This is a genomic window from Pseudomonas fluorescens NCIMB 11764 (genome assembly GCF_000293885.2).
GTDB classification, from domain to species: Bacteria; Pseudomonadota; Gammaproteobacteria; order Pseudomonadales; family Pseudomonadaceae; genus Aquipseudomonas; species Aquipseudomonas fluorescens_B.
On record NZ_CP010945.1, the window covers coordinates 4,688,825 to 4,705,738 of the forward strand.

Annotated in this window: 18 protein-coding genes and 3 pseudogenes; 16 read left to right on the forward strand and 5 right to left on the reverse strand. The window is 54.7% G+C overall.

The window, feature by feature from the left end; genetic code table 11:
- Nucleotides 1-165: 165 nt before the first annotated feature.
- The 9 genes and pseudogenes from B723_RS34190 to B723_RS21395 form a co-directional block, all read left to right on the forward strand.
- Nucleotides 166-693, forward strand: a pseudogene (locus B723_RS34190) (methyl-accepting chemotaxis protein); the annotation flags it as partial.
- Nucleotides 694-760: 67 nt separating this feature from the next.
- Entirely contained in the window at nt 761-1,225 is a 465-nt protein-coding gene (locus B723_RS21365; RefSeq protein WP_017338843.1) for a thiol-disulfide oxidoreductase DCC family protein, read from the forward strand.
- Between the two features lie 145 nt (nt 1,226-1,370).
- Nucleotides 1,371-1,931 (forward strand): GTP cyclohydrolase I FolE, encoded by a 561-nt coding sequence (folE, locus tag B723_RS21370; protein ID WP_017338844.1) that lies wholly within the window; start codon nt 1,371-1,373, stop codon nt 1,929-1,931.
- Nucleotides 1,932-1,966: 35 nt separating this feature from the next.
- Complete coding sequence (locus B723_RS21375; RefSeq protein ID WP_017338845.1) at nt 1,967-2,677, forward strand: SDR family oxidoreductase; 711 nt, start codon at nt 1,967-1,969, stop codon at nt 2,675-2,677.
- A gap of 14 nt (nt 2,678-2,691) precedes the next feature.
- Entirely contained in the window at nt 2,692-2,997 is a 306-nt protein-coding gene (locus tag B723_RS21380) for a DUF6482 family protein (RefSeq protein WP_017338846.1), read from the forward strand.
- 25 nt (nt 2,998-3,022) lie between these two features.
- The gene (locus tag B723_RS21385) at nt 3,023-4,561 is read left to right on the forward strand and encodes a cryptochrome/photolyase family protein (RefSeq protein WP_017338847.1); all 1,539 of its coding nucleotides are present in this window, start codon (nt 3,023-3,025) and stop codon (nt 4,559-4,561) included.
- Nucleotides 4,558-4,698, forward strand: a complete 141-nt coding sequence (locus tag B723_RS32440) for a DUF2256 domain-containing protein (protein ID WP_080995142.1) — start codon at nt 4,558-4,560, stop codon at nt 4,696-4,698. The genes B723_RS21385 and B723_RS32440 overlap by 4 nt, the downstream gene beginning before the upstream one ends.
- A 204-nt stretch (nt 4,699-4,902) precedes the next feature.
- Nucleotides 4,903-5,475, forward strand: coding sequence for a TetR/AcrR family transcriptional regulator (locus tag B723_RS21390; protein WP_017338848.1), 573 nt, complete (start codon nt 4,903-4,905; stop codon nt 5,473-5,475).
- Nucleotides 5,472-6,449, forward strand: coding sequence for a DMT family transporter (locus B723_RS21395; RefSeq protein WP_017338849.1), 978 nt, complete (start codon nt 5,472-5,474; stop codon nt 6,447-6,449). The genes B723_RS21390 and B723_RS21395 overlap by 4 nt, the downstream gene beginning before the upstream one ends.
- Nucleotides 6,450-7,102: 653 nt before the next feature.
- On the opposite strand, the gene B723_RS21405 is transcribed toward B723_RS21395, so the two are convergent.
- From B723_RS21405 to B723_RS21415, 3 genes are all read right to left on the reverse strand, one after another.
- Entirely contained in the window at nt 7,103-8,647 is a 1,545-nt protein-coding gene (locus B723_RS21405) for a GGDEF domain-containing protein (RefSeq protein WP_017338851.1), read from the reverse strand.
- A 309-nt stretch (nt 8,648-8,956) separates the two neighbouring features.
- Nucleotides 8,957-10,327 carry a heavy metal sensor histidine kinase gene (locus tag B723_RS21410; protein WP_031318923.1) on the reverse strand — a complete coding sequence of 457 codons (1,371 nt, stop codon included), beginning with the start codon at nt 10,325-10,327 and terminating at the stop codon, nt 8,957-8,959.
- Entirely contained in the window at nt 10,324-10,995 is a 672-nt protein-coding gene (locus tag B723_RS21415) for a heavy metal response regulator transcription factor (RefSeq protein ID WP_017338853.1), read from the reverse strand. Before B723_RS21415 ends, B723_RS21410 begins: the two co-directional genes overlap by 4 nt.
- Nucleotides 10,996-11,187: 192 nt before the next feature.
- Between B723_RS21415 and B723_RS21420 the strand changes: the two genes are divergently transcribed.
- The 5 genes and pseudogenes from B723_RS21420 (at nt 11,188) to B723_RS21440 (ending at nt 14,312) form a co-directional block, all read left to right on the forward strand.
- Entirely contained in the window at nt 11,188-11,649 is a 462-nt protein-coding gene (locus tag B723_RS21420; RefSeq protein ID WP_238588347.1) for a GlcG/HbpS family heme-binding protein, read from the forward strand.
- Between the two features lie 10 nt (nt 11,650-11,659).
- Complete coding sequence (uraH, locus tag B723_RS21425; protein WP_017338855.1) at nt 11,660-12,070, forward strand: hydroxyisourate hydrolase; 411 nt, start codon at nt 11,660-11,662, stop codon at nt 12,068-12,070.
- Between the two features lie 228 nt (nt 12,071-12,298).
- A protein-coding gene (locus tag B723_RS32445) for an IS3 family transposase (protein WP_425311781.1) occupies nt 12,299-13,518 on the forward strand; the annotation gives its coding sequence in 2 pieces (ribosomal slippage) (nt 12,299-12,638 and nt 12,638-13,518; 1,221 coding nt in all).
- An 88-nt stretch (nt 13,519-13,606) separates the two neighbouring features.
- Nucleotides 13,607-13,787 (forward strand): annotated as a pseudogene (locus tag B723_RS33765) (alkene reductase); the annotation flags it as partial.
- A gap of 72 nt (nt 13,788-13,859) precedes the next feature.
- Nucleotides 13,860-14,312 (forward strand): PAS domain-containing protein, encoded by a 453-nt coding sequence (locus B723_RS21440; protein WP_017338856.1) that lies wholly within the window; start codon nt 13,860-13,862, stop codon nt 14,310-14,312.
- Nucleotides 14,313-14,741: 429 nt separating this feature from the next.
- Here B723_RS21440 and B723_RS21445 read toward each other — a convergent pair whose 3' ends face one another.
- Complete coding sequence (locus B723_RS21445) at nt 14,742-15,521, reverse strand: SDR family NAD(P)-dependent oxidoreductase (RefSeq protein ID WP_017338857.1); 780 nt, start codon at nt 15,519-15,521, stop codon at nt 14,742-14,744.
- A gap of 83 nt (nt 15,522-15,604) precedes the next feature.
- On the opposite strand from B723_RS21445, the pseudogene B723_RS21450 reads away from it, so the two are divergent.
- A pseudogene (locus B723_RS21450) lies at nt 15,605-15,883 on the forward strand (tryptophan-rich sensory protein); the annotation flags it as partial.
- Between the two features lie 255 nt (nt 15,884-16,138).
- On the opposite strand, the gene B723_RS21455 reads toward B723_RS21450, so the two are convergent.
- Nucleotides 16,139-16,393: a DUF3079 domain-containing protein gene (locus B723_RS21455; protein WP_017338859.1), complete on the reverse strand. Its 255-nt coding sequence runs from the start codon at nt 16,391-16,393 to the stop codon at nt 16,139-16,141.
- 157 nt (nt 16,394-16,550) lie between these two features.
- Between B723_RS21455 and B723_RS21460 the strand changes: the two genes are divergently transcribed.
- Nucleotides 16,551-16,889 carry a hypothetical protein gene (locus B723_RS21460; protein WP_017338860.1) on the forward strand — a complete coding sequence of 113 codons (339 nt, stop codon included), beginning with the start codon at nt 16,551-16,553 and terminating at the stop codon, nt 16,887-16,889.
- Nucleotides 16,890-16,914 lie beyond the last annotated feature (25 nt).

The following is a 16,914-nucleotide window of genomic DNA, read 5'->3' on the forward strand; positions in this document are numbered from 1 at the left end:
AATGAAGTTTCAGGTTATGCATCTCAAGCAGCGGACGCAACGCGTCTAGCCGATGCGGAAGTTGTAAGCGGTAATCGCGTCGTTGCGGACACCACTCTCGCTATCGAACAATTAGCGAACACACTGGTTGAAACCACCCATACGGTAGAACAGGTGTCCAAGCGTAGCGAAGAGATTGAAATAGTGATCGAGGTAATCAATTCAATTGCAACGCAAACTAACCTGTTGGCGCTGAACGCAGCCATCGAAGCGGCCCGAGCAGGTGAGCATGGCAGAGGGTTTGCAGTTGTGGCCGATGAAGTGCGCTCTCTAGCTAATCGCACTCAGGAGTCGACGCGGGAAATTCGAGAAATGATAGGCACACTGCAGAGCGGTACCGAAACGGCTGCACAAACCATGCGTAATAGTTGCGAACTGGTAAGCCACACCGTTGCGCAAACCCGCAACGCCCAGACGGCGCTATCTAAAATCAGCCAGCAAGTCGGCGCCATAAACCACATGAATGCCCAAATCGCCAGCGCATCTATCCAGCAAAGCGTAGTGGCCGAAGACGTTGCGCAAAATATCACGCGCATCCATAGCTCAACGGTGCAATCAGCAACGGGCTCTCGTGAAGTTGCAACGGCCAGCCAGGAGTTAGCGCAGCTTGCGGATCGTCTTACCCAGAAGGTCGCATTTTTCAACTTGGCTTAGGGCGGGCCCATTGTCAGTCCTTTTCTTTCAGCATATCTTGTGCAAAACCTATACATGGCGGCTGAAAATGTACAATAAAAAGGATTGGCCACTGACGCTGTACTTTGACGGTCAATGTCCGCTGTGTGCGCGCGAAATCAAGATCCTGAATCGACACGCCGCAGAGAGTCGACTGCTATTTATTGACATCAGCAGCGGAGCGTTCGACGCCAAGGTACTCGGGTTCACGTTCGAGCAAATGCAGTCCTCGCTGCACGCCCGTTTCGCCGATGGCCGCTGGGTAACCGGTCTGGACGCCACCTTGTGGAGCTGGCGAGCCGCGGGCTTGGGGTTTTGGGCTGCGCCATTGACATGGCGTGCCACCCGACCGCTGCTTGCTTTAGGTTATCGCCTCTTCTGCCGCTTACGCCCCCATTTGGCGTGGCTTCCTCACCCTGATGGCCGCCGTCGCTGTGTCGATGACCGTTGCGGTGGGCCGGAGTCAAAACCCGCACCAGACGAGCAGCCCACTTTGAAAACAAAACAGACCTAGAAAACTTCGCTTTCCCATCGGGCCGACGCAGAACCTGAGCAACAGATGATCTGGCGAACTCCTTGTTATCTGGTGCGCAGCAGGCACTCCCCTACTGCCAAGGATTGCCGCCTCTTTAAGCACAGCATGGCTGCGAGGAATCAAAATGAACCCATCAATAGCCAAGCATTACCGTGAAATTCTCATCGCTGTAGGCGAGAACCCTGAGCGTGAAGGACTGCTGGACACGCCCAAGCGCGCAGCCAAAGCGATGCAATACCTTTGCAACGGCTACACGATGAGTCTGGAAGACGTGACCAACGGTGCCCTGTTCGAATCGCAAAACGATGAAATGGTCATCGTGCGCGATATCGAACTGTATTCATTGTGTGAGCATCACCTGCTGCCCTTCATCGGCAAGGCTCATGTCGCGTACATCCCCACAGGAAGGGTACTGGGTCTATCAAAGGTCGCCCGAGTCGTCGATATGTTCGCCCGCCGCTTACAGATCCAGGAAAACCTCACAAAACAAATTGCTGATGCCATCCATCACATCACCGATGCGGCCGGCGTGGGCGTGGTCATTGAGGCAAAGCACATGTGCATGATGATGCGGGGCGTGGAAAAGCAAAACTCTGTGATGACGACCTCAGTGATGCTGGGGGCCTTTCGCGAGTCATCCGCTACGCGTCTCGAGTTCCTGCAACTGATTGGGCGACGCAGCTAAGGCCCCAAATCCGCACAAGGCGTGGGAGAGGCGAAATGAACAGTTCCTTTGAGATGAACTCACTCGGCTACGGCTACCGTGCCTTGGTGATAGGAGCCAGTGGAGCGCTCGGCGCGGCGTTTTGTGAGTTGCTCAACGAAGATCCAAGATGCTCGGTTGTTCGTGAGCTGGGGCGCAATAGTGCTCCAGGATTGGATCTGGAAAAGCCAGACAGTATCGCCAGCGCAGCCGCCGAATTAGCCGAAGAAGCCCCGTATCAGTTGATTTTGCATGCTGCCGGTCTGCTACATCGCGAAGACATCAAGCCTGAAAAAAGTTACACCTCTATTGAAGCTGATGCGCTTCAGGCGATATTCCAAGTCAACGCGCTCGGGCCTGCGCTGGTTTTGCGTCACTTTCTACCCTTGCTAGACCCTCGCGGCGCAATGGCGGTGCTCTCCGCCAAGGTCGGCAGTATTGGCGATAACCGTCTGGGCGGCTGGTATGCCTATCGCGCCTCCAAGGCAGCGTTGAACATGTTGATTAAAACGGCTGCGATTGAACTGGCACGAACACGCCCTCAGACCCGTTTGCTGAGTCTTCATCCAGGCACGGTCATTTCGGGCCTGTCCCAGCCCTTTAAAGGCGCTTCTGCCGCCAGGCCTGCAAGCCTCGTTGCCCGCGAATTGTTATCACTGATTGACCGCTTGGCGCCTGCCGACAGCGGCAATTTCTTTGCTTATAACGGAGAACGCCTACCGTGGTAGGCAGGGAGTGAACCTTGAATCTGCAAGCGTTGACCGAACGGGCCGCGAATGGCGAAGTACGAGAGTTGGAGCTGCTGTCTCTGGAAGGCGGTTTTTATCTGGCGCGAGTCGGGCTGGATCACGGCCAGTTCACACTGCTGGACGACGAAGCAAAGCCTATGCGCCTTCGCTCCATCAATCACCTGCGTGAGTTGTTGCAGTTTGTGCCGCCTTTCCCCTGCGTGCTTGTGCAGCAGTGCGTCCATGACGAGATGTGCGGCTCACGTGAAGGGCGCATTGAGCCGTTACGCATTCCATTCTCGCTGACTGCGCCTTGGTGAGTCATCTTCCGTTGGACTCTTTCGAATGAACAAGACTCACCGACTATGCCTGGTCTTGGGCGACCAGTTGTCTTTTGACCTGGCCTCATTGAAGGGGCTGGACAGCGAGCGCGATACGGTTTTGCTGGTCGAAGTGATGGAGGAAGCCAGCCATGTGCCCCATCACCCGCAAAAAATCGCACTGATCTTCAGTGCGATGCGCCATTTTGCTGAGGCGTTGCAACAGCGTGGCATCCGCGTGCAATACGTCACGCTCGATGATCCGCAAAATAGCGGATCGGTACCGGAAGAGTTACGGCGCTGGCAATCACTGCTGCAACCGGATGAGCTGCACCTGACAGAATGCGGTGACTGGCGCCTGGAGCAGTCGCTGAAAGATTGTGGCTTGGCGATCCAGTGGCATACCGATACCCGTTTTCTCTGCACCCGACTCGAGTTTGCGTCCTGGGCCGAAGGCAAAAAGCAGCTGCGCATGGAGTTCTTCTACCGTGAGATGCGACGCAAGAGTGGTCTGTTGCTCAACGGCGACGGCAGCCCGGTCGGCGGCGCCTGGAACTTTGATGCCGATAACCGCAAGGCACTGCCCAAAGGCGTGAGAGCTCCCTCGCCAGTGCGATTTTCAGCCGATGCAATCACCCAGGAAGTGCTTGAGCTGGTCGCAAAAAACTTCTCCAGCCACTATGGCGCACTCGACACTTTTGATTACCCGGTAACCCACGCCGATGCCCAAGCGTTGTGGGATTACTTCCTCGATTGGAGCCTCGCTGCTTTCGGCGACTACCAAGATGCGATGGCCAGTGATGAACCTTTTCTGTTCCATGCGCGGATCAGCGCCGCACTGAATATTGGCCTGTTGGATCTACGTCAATTGTGCAGCGACGTCGAGGCTGCTTACTGGGCGCACAGCATTCCATTAAACGCAGCCGAAGGCTTTATCCGTCAACTCATTGGCTGGCGTGAATATGTACGCGGCGTGTACTGGCTGAAAATGCCCGACTACGCCGGCGGCAATCTGTTTGGCAACAGCAGGCCGCTTCCAGAGTTCTATTGGACTGGCGACACCAAGATGAACTGCATGGGCCAGGCGATCGGCCAAAGTTTGAAACATGCCTATGCCCACCACATCCAGCGGCTGATGGTGACCGGCAACTTTGCACTGCTGGCCGGCATCGCTCCGTCCCAGATTTGCGACTGGTACCTGGCGATCTACATGGACGCATTCGACTGGGTCGAGCTACCCAATACATTGGGCATGGTCATGCATGCCGATGGTGGTTACCTGGGCTCTAAGCCTTACTGCGCCAGTGGCCAATATATAAAGCGCATGTCTGACTACTGCCGTAATTGTGCGTACAAAGTCAGTGAAAGCACGACGGACGACGCCTGCCCTTTCAATTCGCTTTACTGGCATTTTCTAATACGTCATGGCGACCTTCTGCGCAGCAATCAGCGCATGGGCATGGTCTATAAAAACCTCGATCGTATGACTGAATCCAAGCAGCAAGCACTCTGGGATCGTGGCCAGAAACTGCTCGCCAAACTAGATGCCGGGGAGTCGTTTTGAAGAAGAGTGAACTACCGATCAAAACCTGTGCGGTCTGCGGATTGCCTTTCGCCTGGCGCAAGAAATGGGCGCGCTGCTGGGCTGAGGTGCGCTACTGCTCGGAGCGTTGCCAACGGCGCAGGAGCATTGAATGGTGAGAGAGCGTATGCGTTAACCACTCGGGTGCAGGGTGCGTTTAGCTAGCGTAACGAACGTCCTGGCTGGCCAAATCCTGCGATTTACTGCTGCTTTTGCATACTGCGGTCTGCGTCGTAGCGGCCATGATTCAGGTCGTATTTGGATGCACCCCAATCTTACCGGTCAGTATAGTTAGCTCCGTCCCTACGCCGGAGTGCCTTAAATTGGACAATACCCGTGAACGCTTGATTGACTCAGCGTTGAAGCTGTTTCTGTCGCAAGGTATACACATTACTGGTGTGATGGCCATCGCCGCGATGGCGGGTGTTACCAAGATGACGCTCTACAGCCATTTCCCCTCCAAGGATGCGCTGATAGTGGCTTGCCTTGAGGAGCGTGACCGACGCTGGCGTGAAGAGGTAGCGCGCACCTTGGCAGGGCATCCTGACCCGGTCAGTGGCATGCTCGCTTTTTTCGATTTGTATCAACGTTTTCTTTTACAAGACAGCGAACGCGGGTGCCTGTTCGTCAACAGTGCGGCTGAATTCCCCCAGTTTAGCCACCCTGTACATTTAGCAGTCAGCAGGCATAAGCAAGGGATACGCGACAATCTTAATGCCTTGGCCGTGAGCGCCGGTATAAGTGACCCTGACGTAGTTGCTGAGGGGCTGTTTATCTTACTGGAGGGCAGTTTTGTCAGCGGCACCATGGGCCAGGACGTGCGGGTATTCGACACTGCCCGACACGTAGCTCATTGCTGGATCCGGAAGCAGGCCCAACAGGAGCATCACGTATGACCCTAGGCCTATTAGCGGCCATTGCCGCCACTTTTTCCTGGTCGCTGCTCTACATCTTTCCGGGGTTGGTCGGCGATTACAGCCTTTTTGATCTGGCTGTGGTGAGCTATTCCTTTGCCGGTTTAGGTAGCCTGCTTGTGCTGTTTGTTTACCGCTGCGAAGTTCGGCAGTTGCGACTGAGCGACTGGGCCTGTGCCGCACTGCTGGGCTTCTTGGGATACATCGGCTACTTCTTCCTGATCACCACTGCGGTCTTGGCAGCTGGGCCGGTGATCCCTCCGGTAATGATGGGGTCAGTACCGATTGTGCTCGCGATTGCCGGCAACATGCGAAGCTCCAGCGTACCCTGGCGCGCCATTGCCGGGCCGCTGCTGGTGGCGGCATTGGGCATAAGTTTGGTCAACTTGAGCGTGTTTGATTTTAGCGCCGCAAAGGTGGTGCTCCCGACCCATTCGATATTGCTGGGGCTGCTCGCATCGTTAATGGCAATTGGATTTTGGACTGGCTTTGGATTGTTAAATGAAAGTGCTTTGGCTCAGCGTCCAAGCATGTCACCCATGTTGTGGTCAGCCATGCTGATCTTCATGTGCAGCGTCGAGATGCTGGCGTTCATACCCGTTGGTCTGCACTTGAACCTGTCCCACTTCGCTAGCCATCCGAGCGGGTTAGCAGGTACTCAGGCGCTAATAGTCTGTGGGTTGATTCAGGGGTTAGGGGCCACCCTTGCAGGTGCCTGGGCATGGTCGATTGCAACTCGACGTCTACCTCTGGCGCTCAGCGGGCAATTGATCGCCAGCGGAACCATTTATGCTACTACGATGGGCCTGCTGATCAACCAACGCTGGCCCTCTCCTATGGAAGCGCTTGGGACAGGGTTGCTACTGGTAGGAGTGGTATGGGCAATTCACGCCTTTTATCGCAGGCAAACACGCCTCGCGACGCGTGGCGGGATAACTGACCTTGGCCAGAACTAATTCGACTGCGCCGGTATGGGCATTTTAAAAAAGTGCGTTACGAGCCAACAAGTCAGCGTCTGAAACTCAAGACTGTTATTCATTTTCCTTCCATGCCTGATGGTATCGAAGCGATTATGTCGAGGTCGCTTGCTTCCTCATCTGCCCCCTTAACCGTAGATACGAATATTATGGGATGAAAGAATCCGTAGGACTCGATGATCCTCTTGAATAGCTAGGCCCTGCTGGCCCGAAGCATCGACTATAAGAAAAATGGCTCAACACGCTACCTACTGCTAACCGTGCTTCATGCGATGAGAAGCATGGTGCACCGTCATCAATTGTCTCAGCTTCAGTCCGTCCCGTTCTTGAAGTGGTCTCCTTTTGCCGGTACTTGTAGGGCACCAATCTTCAGCAGGGAACGCACCATGCACCCAAGATTCAGAGTCATCGAGACCACCGGCATGGAAGATGGCGCTAAGCGATACAGAGTCGTTGATCTCGTCGAAGGAGGCTCAGCTAGCAAGCACGGTGTCTTCAAAATCAGGACGGATGCGGAGGCTGTTTGTTCGTTCCTGAATGCCGAGCCTCATCAGCGTGATGTAACTCATAAGTCGCTTAGTCTTTGACCCGCTTGTCCATTCAAAACGGCACAAGTCTCATGCAGCAGGGGATTACGTCATCCCTACACCCCTCCGACCAAGTTGCTTGACTCCATACATGGCCTGGTCCGCCGCTTTAAGCAATGTGTCGAGATTCTGGCCATGAATAGGACACAGCGAAACTCCGACACTGCACGATACCGATAGCTCTCCTGCACTTGTCACGACTGTCTGCGCGATGGTGTCGAACACCCTCAATGCCTGCGACTCAGCACTCTCGGGGTCAGATAGTTTAGAGATCAGCATCACGAATTCGTCGCCACCGTACCGGGCAACGGTGTCACATGAGCGGGTGGCTTGAAGCATGCGGTGTGCGACCGCTCGCAGAACCTGGTCGCCTACTTCATGGCCGTACTTGTCGTTGATTTCCTTAAAATGATCCAAGTCGATCAAAAGCACAGCAAACGGAATCCCTTTAGCCTCCCAATCCGAGAAGGCCTGGGCAAAACGTTCGGCGAACAAGTAACGGTTAGGCAGTTGCGTGAGCACGTCATGTGTTGCGAGGTAGGCCGAGCGCTGGTGCTCAACTTCAGCCCTTTCTAACGCCTTGAAATGCCGAATCAATACCATCGGCATCAACACCAGTGCCCCGGCGAGGACAAAAAGTATCATCAACATTTCTTTGGTGAGGACATCCCCGACACGGAGTTGCCGCTCGAAGACCAACGTCATTGGCTGCGATGTACTGCGGATCTCGACTCGGTCAGCCAATTGCGGCAAGAAGAGGCGATCTAGAAAACTTGCTTGTTGAACCGGTGTTGAAAACACACTGCTTTCAGTCCCAGCAGCGGTTTTCAGGACTGCACTGATGTGAACCAGGGGATCCAGGTTTGCATTATTCACTGCATCCAGTAGCGCGCCCGTTTTGATCAATAGCAAAGACACCATCGTGCTGCCAAAAAAATTGGGGCGGGTGTTCTCTCGCGACTGTTCAGGCCGAATGACTGACTGCATCAGAATGTATGCGTTGCCACCCTCATACATTGTAAAAACGGGTGATACAACGGGCTTCTGATTATTGTGGGTCCGAGCCAGCGCATAGGAGAGATAGGCCACGGTTTCTAATCTGACGCCATAGATCGAACTGGATTCAGGGAGTAACGGGTACATGAACAACACCGGCCAAGTCTCGCTGAGATACACCTGATTTTGGGCAGGTTGCTGGGTGAGGCTCGGGAAGTCTTTGAGTTCAAAGTCTGGCCGCCAGGTACGGCGCAACAGATCTTCAAACGCAGCCTGTTCGGCGATGGGTACTGCCCTAGCAGCCTCGAGCATGTAAATATGAGGGTAAGCTGATAAAACGGCTGCCGCATAACGGGCCGCAGCTTCAGTATCGCTCTGATCCACGGCTTGGAGAAATGCTGAGAAACCTGCCAATACAGCTTCATTGGTATCAAGCTGATTTCGCACGACGCCGGAAATATTCTGAACGTATTCCGAGAAACGCGTTTCCCTGCTTTGGGTCTCTGACTTCAGTAGCAACATGGCCGAAAAACCAACCAGACCGACAGCAAGAATAATGAAACCTGCCAGGGAGCTGCGCCGCCTAGTAAGCATCACTTTAACTTTTCCAAGGCGCAGAGCGAGAGCCGAGCCTTGGCAAGCACCGTTGAAGCTAAAAGAGATCGCGGGTGAACGACCGATAAATGCCGATTTGAAGGTCGCTGAGCATTGAAAACAATTCCAAAGGAATCAGTTCCGATACGATTTCTGCTCTGCACTGCGACTACCCCTTTCGCATGTGATCGAAAGAAAAATTTTCGAGCCCCATTTGCTGCTTCCTAGATGTTCACCACTGCAACGAAACTCACTATAGGGCAATTTGCCAGCATTCGCTGTGTCGTGTGCAATAACTTCGGTTCGAGCTCAGGCGTTTATAAGGGGAAACTCCAAGTGAAAGCTCGTACCTGCGTCAGTGCTGTCAACGGTTATACAACCGCCATGCAGTTGCATAATCGAACGAACGATGGCCAATCCCAGACCACCGGAATCGTCGGGTTGATTACGTGATGGGTCACACCGGTAAAAGCGCTCAAACAATCGTGGAAGATGTTCTGCCGCAATCGGCTCGCCGTGGTTGTGCACCGTGATGTCGAGACGGTGCTCCAAAACCCTGCTGCTGATCGTCACTGCAGAGGTAGGAGTTGCGTAGCGCAGCGCATTCGCCAGTAAGTTAGCAAGTGCTCGACGGATCAAGCCTGGATCACCCAGCAATTGATCCTGGGTCTGGTTTATCAGCTGTACATCTCGTTCTTGCGCTACCCCTTCGAAATACTCACAGAGCTGCTCGATCAGATCGTGCAGGTTGACTTGCTCGAATTTTACGCAAGCGTTTGGCTGCTCGGTGCGAGCGAGAAACAGCATGCTGTCGATCATGCGGGCCAACCTTTCATACTCTTCCTGATTGGAAACCAGCAGGTTCTGATAGTCCTCTATAGAGCGACTGCGCCTCAGGGTTTGTTGGGTATGTCCCATCAGGTTGCCTAGTGGGGTTCGCATCTCATGGGCGAGGTCTTCCGAGAAACGTGAAAGCTGGGCGAATCCGTCCTCAAGACGTGCAAGCATCTGGTTGAGGGCATTACAGAGCGGTTTGAGCTCATTCAGCTCACTGAACTCATCCAGCCGCAGATGCAGATGCTGCACATCGATTGCGGCAGCGCGATTGGCCAGCAGGCGCACAGGGTGCAGGCCTCGTTGACTAACCCACCAACCGAATGCAAAAGCCAATAGCGCTCCGACTGACATGGCCAGCCAAAGCCTGAGTCGGTAAACCCCCAGCATCTGCTCGCGCTCACCCAACAACTTGCCAGCGATCAGGGTCAAGCCGCGATCACCCTGCATGACATCCTGCCAGGCAAGCCGCACAGGCTCGGAAGAGTGATCCTCAACAAGGCGCGCCTGATGGGCAGCCGGCAACTTTGGAAAGGTCATACCCACCGGGTTGATTTCGATCAACACCTTGCCGGTGTCATCGACAATCCATAGCAGACTGTCGCGATTGCCCAACATGTTTTCGTAGAGCTTGGGCCGACCTCGCAGTTGCTCGATGCTGTCGCTATCGCTGATCAATGCTTGCATTCGCTCCAGGCGTCCCAGCAGGGCCTGGTCGTCGCGCCATGCAATCTCTCGCTGTAACGATTGATAAAGATAAAAACCAATGGAGCCCAGTAATAGCACGCTGACCAGTGCGAACATGATGGCCAGGCGCAGGCTCAGAGTGCGCGGATATAGATTCAGGATTGCACCTCGAGCATGTAACCGATACCACGGACTGTGTGTATCAACTTCAGCGGGTAAGGATCATCAACCTTGGCCCGCAGTCGGCGGATGGCGACATCGACCACATTAGTGTCACTGTCAAAGTTCATTTGCCAAATCTGTGAGGCAATCAGCGAACGCGAGAGCACCTCCCCTTCACGACTAAGCAGCAAGTGCAGTAGGGCGAACTCCTTGTTGGTCAGGGTGAGGCGCTCGCCGCTGCGCGTTACCCTGCGTCGCAACAAGTCCAGACTAAGGTCACCAGCCACAAAATGCTCCACCTCGCGAGGCGGACCACGGCGCAGCAAAGTGCGTACGCGTGCCAACAACTCGGCATAGGAAAAGGGTTTCACCAGATAATCATCAGCCCCCAACTCCAGCCCTTTGACCCGATCATCAACCGAATCACGTGCGGTAAGAAACAGTACCGGGGTCTGGCACTTACGCCGGATGATTTGCAGCAATTGCCAGCCATCCAACCCCGGCAACATGACATCCAGAATGATCAGATCGAACTCACTCTCCTGTGCCAAATGCTGGCCATCAAGGCCGTCAAGAGCGATCTCTACCGAATAGCCCGATTCAGTCAGGGCTTTGCGCAGGTAATCCGCCATTTTCGTTTCATCTTCAACCACCAGGATACGCATTTTTTCCTCCAGGACTGGCGCACAGGCTAGCCCGCTTCGCTGATTTCTCACATTACATATTGGTAATCAGGAGGTAATCATTCTGACGGAGCGAGCTGGTCATGATGTCTCGCAATGACCCAGACAGACTCAACCAACCAAGGGAACAGCATGCGTACAAGCCTATCGACTTCATTGCTGATCACACTCGCAATGAACTCTGCGTTCGTCGTTGCAGCTCCGGATCAGGTTGCGCAGCGCCAGGACGTGTCACTTGCAATGGCCAACGATTTGCTAACGGCCGCGCTGACCGCCTGTCACGCCGATGGCCGCACAGCCGTTGCCGCAGTTGTCGACCGTGGCGGCAATCTGGTTGCCGTGCAACGCGATGACAATGTCGGCCCGCACAACACGTTAGCCGCGCAACGCAAAGCCTATACCGCCCTGTCGACCAAGACTTCGACGCGGGTGTTAGCTGAGCGCGCTCGCGCTAATCCAGATGCTGAAAACCTCAACACCCTCGATGAGTTGTTATTGCTCGGTGGAGGCGTGCCATTGAAATTCGATGGTCAGGTCATCGGCGCCATCGGGGTGGCCGGTGCAGGCGGCGCTGCAAACGATGAAGGTTGTGCAGAGGTCGCTATCAACAAAGTTTTACCTGCCGTTAAAAACTAAGGACATCACCATGACTGTATTGAAGAGTTTCTTCGCTGGCGCTGTATTGAGTGCCCTTTCAGCGTTTGCATCAGCGGCAACGAATCCATTGAGCGTGCATGTACTCAATTTGCAGGATGGCCTGCCCTCCCCTGGAGTCAATGTCACGTTGGAAAAACAGGATGGGAAAGACTGGGACATGCTCAACAGCGCGAAAACCAACGAGCAAGGTCGTATCACCGGGCTGTATCCGGAAGGTCGGGGTCTGGAGAAAGGTACCTACCGTGTCACCTTCAAGACTGGCGAGTGGTTCAAGTCGCACAAAACGTCCAGTTTCTTTCCGGAGGTACCCGTCATTTTTGAGGTGGACGGTACCGTACCTCACTATCACATCCCGTTGCTTCTGAGCCCTTACGGTTTCTCCACATACCGAGGAAATTGATCGTTAAGCGATACCAATGGATACCGTCCGAAGGTGAAGACAGCCGCCCCTAATCAAAAGGGCGGCACTGTCGCTTAACTTTTCGGCATCAAAACCTTCAGCGATGACCACGCTCACTCCTCAGGCTTGGCTCACGTTACAGGTGATGCCGGTGACAGTGAACGAGCCCCATGAAAGACAGGACACCGTTTCCCCCTTACGATAAGGGATAGGCAAACGGTTATGTTTATGACTAACAGCAACGATAAGAGTGGGGAGCTTTTGGGCCAGGAGCGGCGGCGCCGCTGGAGCCCGGAGCAAAAACTGGCCATGGTTCGCGAGAGCCTTGAGCCAGGACAAAGCGTTTCGGTGGTGGCTCGGCGCAACGGCATCAATGCCAACCAGCTGTTCCTGTGGCGCAAGCTGTATCAGGACGGCAGCCTGTCGGCGGTCAGTGCTGGTGAGGCCGTGGTGCCTGCCTCCGAGCTGAGCGATGCGCTCAAGCAGATCCGTGAACTGCAACGGATGCTGGGCAAAAAAACGATGGAAGCAGAAATCCTCAAAGAGGCCGTCGAGATCGCCCGGTCGCGAAAATGGATTGCGCACTCACCCTTGTTGCCGGGGGACGACCAGTGAAGCTGGTCAGCGAATGTCTCGGTGTGGCGCGCTCGCAATTAACGGTTCGAATCAAGCAATTGGTATCGCCCAAAGTACGGCGAAACAGGCCTGTGAACGACGCTGAGTTGGTGGCCGAAATCCAGCAACAGGTCAGCGAACTGCCCAGCTATGGCTACCGTCGAGTCTGGGGATTGCTGCGTCGCGCCCGTGAAACCCAGTTGCTACCCGCGATCAACGTGAAGCGGGTTTACCGGGTGATGCGTGATCACAACCTGCTGCTTGAACGCCGGATCAAACAACCCGGCGTGCCGCGTCGGCACGAAGGCCGTATTGCGGTGCAAACCAGCGATACGCGTTGGTGCTCGGATGGCTTTGAATTCCGTTGCGAGGACGGCGCCAAACTGAGCGTGACCTTCGCCCTGGACTGCTGTGATCGCGAAGCCATCGGCTGGGTCGCCAGCCCAACCGGGTACAGCGGCGATGATATCCGCGACTTGATGCTGGAAAGCGTGGAGAAGCGCTTCGGTGATCAACTGCCTGCAACGCCGGTGCAGTGGCTCAGCGATAACGGTTCGGCCTACACCGCCGAACAGACGCGCCTGTTTGCTCGACAGATCGGCTTGCAGCCGGTGACCACACCGGTGCGCAGCCCGCAGAGCAACGGCATGGCCGAGAGCTTCGTGAAGACGATCAAGCGTGACTACGTGGCGCACATGCCCAAGCCGGATCGAGAAACGGCGCTGCGCAACCTGGCCATTGCCTTCGAGCATTACAACGAGCAGCATCCGCATAGTGCCTTGAGCTATCGCTCGCCGAGGGAGTTCAGGCGCTTGGCCGCAGCATCAAGTTAACAGGGAGTTGGTGTCCGGTTTTGTAGGGGCAAGTCCAGACAGCACCTTTCTGATCCTTGAACATGAATAGCGGGCCACTCATCCCCCCCTGAGATACCTCTCCATCGCCGCAGCGGACTGGGATAATGCACCACGGATGCCGGAATCGTTCCGTCGCGGATTCCGTAGTACTTTCAGCGGGGCTGATCATCTACGCCAGTCGTTACAGTGCACAAAGCGCTACGCAGTTGCTGGATTCAGGACTGGCCGACCTTGTCGCTTTTGGCCGTACGTTATACTGATTACTCCGTGTATGGCGGGTAACCGCTAAAAATGAGATGTCACTCACTGGGGCTCTGAAAATGATCGACGCAGAACTGCTGAAACTGGTGGTTGAAGCATCCAACGACGGCATCGTGGTAGCAGAGCAGGAAGGCGACGAAAACATCCTGATCTATGCCAACCCCGCCTTTCAGCGCCTTACGGGGTACAGCGTTGACGACATCCTGTACCAGGACTGCCGCTTCCTGCAGGGTGATGACCGTAATCAAGCTGGTTTGACAGTAATCCGCGAGGCGATAAGGAACATGCTCCCCTGCCGCCAAGTCATTCGCAACTATCGCAAGGACGGCAGCGCCTTCTGGAACGAACTGTCGATCACCCCAGTGTTCAACGACACCGATCAACTCACCTACTTCATCGGTATCCAGAAGGACGTCAGCGTCGAAGTTGAGGCCAAGGAACGAGTGCGTGAACTGGAAGCTGAGGTCGCACAACTGAAGACTCAACTGGCTCAATTTCAATCTAAAGCCTAGATGGATCCGCACTTGATGGGTTAACGATCCAGTATCCACTCGTAAAAACGTCCCTGTTTCTGAACCAGGGACTGGTGAGTTCTCACTCGCAATGATCCGCTAGAACTCGTACACAGCCGTAATCGTAATCAGATGGTGCACAAGGTCATGACCCATTCCAGCTATCCGGCGATATGCCAATGGCCTGGCCTTTCGCCAAGTTTGGCGTATGCCTATGCCCTACGTCATCGACAGACAAGACGTGGTGCGTAAGGATGGCTGGGCTGCACGGATGTTCTGGTATAAAAGCTCCTGAAAGTAATCGCTCAATCCGAGTCACTATTTCAACTCTGGCGTAACTAGCATCGGGCTTAAGGCCAGCCAGCATCTGCGCGTTTGATTTCTTCGCTAAATAGTAGGCTCACTACAAGACAGCAGTCCAAGCTAGCGTCAAGGCGCCTTGTTTTCGATCAGACAATTACCGCCATCCACCACCAGCACTTCACCGGTGATATAGCTGGCTTCCGGAGACGCCAAAAACGCCACTGCAGCGGCAACCTCTTCTGGACGACCGGCGCGGCCGATTGGAGTGTAGGTACCGGCGCGGCTTTCTTCCTCTGTCAATGCCCCCGTATCAATCCAGCCTGGGGCAACGCTATTGACGGTGATGCCCCGTTTACCGACTTCCAGCGCCAGGCCCATATTCATCCCGACCATCGCTGCTTTTGCCGCACTATAAGCCGCCTCACCTGGATTGCTGCCGCGTGTACCTGACGTCGAACTGATGTGGACTATGCGTCCGTAACCGCGCGTCTTCATCCCAGGTAACACCGCACGAGTCAGCAAAAAAGCGCTGGTCAGATTGCGCGCCAGAGATAGATTCCAGGTCGCCAAATCCATGTCAGCCACTTGAACGAAGGGTTCCGGGCTGCCGACCATAGCCATACCGGCGTTATTGACCAAAATGTCGAGATGACCGAACTGCTCATAAGCCCAATCGGTCAGCTTCTTGACCTGCAATTCGTCAGTCAGGTCGGCTGTCATCGCCCGAGCGTCTATACCCTCAGCCTGCAACTCGGCGACACGTTGCTGGATCCGCGCACTGCTGGCAGTGATCAAGACTCGCACGCCTTCGCGGCCCAAGCGTCGGGCGATCGCCAGACCAATACCACTTTCACTGCCCGCACCGCTGACCAGAGCGACTTGACCTTGCCACATTGGAATCGCCATTTCTTATCTCTTTGTAATCACAAATTTAATGCACGATAGCAAAACAGCCGATGAACGCCGGTGATTCGGGAATTTGTGATCAGGCCGGGTACCGGTTGACATTGGTTCCTGGAAGTCAGGCGGTGCTGGCTTTATGAGCGGAGCAGATTGCCCTTAATACGCTATGGACACTGGTGTCTTTAGGCGCTCACCACATTTTCGCCGGCATGGTGATCCTGAAGCTACTCTGGGTTGTGGCCGATGCGATGGTGGTGATGGCATCGCAGTTTGACGTGATTACTGTCTTGATCCTGTTTCCTTACCTTGTTTGGCTTTATATCGCAGCGGCGTTGAATCTTTCTACCTTAAGCAATAAGTGCTGATGCTCAATCCCGATAGGCTGGCTATTCAATGAAGTGCTGCGTGGTTGCATGGACGCAGGTTTGGTCAAAGGTGAAGGCTTTGCCGTAGACGCCAGCATCATCAAAGCGGATGCCATGGGTTGTTTATTCATCTGGCGAACCATTAGGTGTTTTAGCCCAGCAATGGCCAGAACCTAAATTGGCCGTGCCCCCCGCGAGCATCGTGGATCAATATTTCGGAAATATCGAGCCTCGCCTACTGTTCAGATATTGGTGTCAGGTAGATCCAGATGGGGTCTTTTCGGATATCAATGAGGTGTCCGCTGCATCATATGTCGGTTTGTCAGTTGTGATGAGCTTCTCGATACCCCAGTCACCAGGCAGGTGCCAATCCTCGCCGAAAAGTTCGGCCGGATGCATCGTACGGTCGGAGCCATTGCCACAGGCTAGGGACTTCGCCGGACAATACCGGTCGCACCCCCAACAGATCCGTTCGGGGTGTTTGGGGTTGATAGGGAAGTTCTTAGCCATGCCGATCTCCGGTCTTTGGGAGGCGTTCCTCCAACCTACAGCCCTTACACAAAGTCAGCCTTGATACGCATCAAGAATCGACATCGGGCGACTGCGCTCACCTCCTTCGCAATCCCGGGGCTAAGCTAACGCTTTAATAGACTTGGAGACGTCTCTCATGCTCAATAAAAATCCTTTCTCAAGCGGCCTATCAACTTGGAACGATCAAGATGCCGCAACATCTCTCGATGACAAAACGTTTACCGCTCCGCCCGCCTTGACGAACGCCGAACTGGTTCATCTGCGTGTCCGAGTGATTGCCCTTGAAAACCTGGTCATCGCCCTGCTGGCCACTGGCTCGGAACATCAGCTCGCCGTTGCTCGGGAGATGGCCACCTACATATCCCCCAGACCCGGTTTTACCCAGCATCCGCTGACCATTCACGCAGCCGAACAGATGACCCACACCGTCGAGCGCGCCCAGCGATTTCGCCAGAGTGATGTGCCATCGGTTTAATTGCTCGAAACTTGATGCCAATCAT

Excerpts from the sequence above, each read along its gene's own strand:
- folE (WP_017338844.1), top strand. The coding sequence starts at position 1,371 with ATGAACCCATCAATAGCCAAGCATTACCGTGAAATTCTCATCGCTGTA.
- uraH (WP_017338855.1), top strand. The coding sequence starts at position 11,660 with ATGACTGTATTGAAGAGTTTCTTCGCTGGCGCTGTATTGAGTGCCCTT.
- B723_RS21385 (WP_017338847.1), top strand. The coding sequence starts at position 3,023 with ATGAACAAGACTCACCGACTATGCCTGGTCTTGGGCGACCAGTTGTCT.
- B723_RS21365 (WP_017338843.1), top strand. The coding sequence starts at position 761 with ATGTACAATAAAAAGGATTGGCCACTGACGCTGTACTTTGACGGTCAA.
- B723_RS21440 (WP_017338856.1), top strand. The coding sequence starts at position 13,860 with ATGATCGACGCAGAACTGCTGAAACTGGTGGTTGAAGCATCCAACGAC.
- B723_RS21415 (WP_017338853.1), bottom strand. The coding sequence starts at position 10,995 with ATGCGTATCCTGGTGGTTGAAGATGAAACGAAAATGGCGGATTACCTG.
- B723_RS21420 (WP_238588347.1), top strand. The coding sequence starts at position 11,188 with ATGAACTCTGCGTTCGTCGTTGCAGCTCCGGATCAGGTTGCGCAGCGC.
- B723_RS21455 (WP_017338859.1), bottom strand. The coding sequence starts at position 16,393 with ATGGCTAAGAACTTCCCTATCAACCCCAAACACCCCGAACGGATCTGT.
- B723_RS21445 (WP_017338857.1), bottom strand. The coding sequence starts at position 15,521 with ATGGCGATTCCAATGTGGCAAGGTCAAGTCGCTCTGGTCAGCGGTGCG.
- B723_RS21405 (WP_017338851.1), bottom strand. The coding sequence starts at position 8,647 with ATGCTTACTAGGCGGCGCAGCTCCCTGGCAGGTTTCATTATTCTTGCT.
- B723_RS21395 (WP_017338849.1), top strand. The coding sequence starts at position 5,472 with ATGACCCTAGGCCTATTAGCGGCCATTGCCGCCACTTTTTCCTGGTCG.
- B723_RS21375 (WP_017338845.1), top strand. The coding sequence starts at position 1,967 with ATGAACAGTTCCTTTGAGATGAACTCACTCGGCTACGGCTACCGTGCC.
- B723_RS21460 (WP_017338860.1), top strand. The coding sequence starts at position 16,551 with ATGCTCAATAAAAATCCTTTCTCAAGCGGCCTATCAACTTGGAACGAT.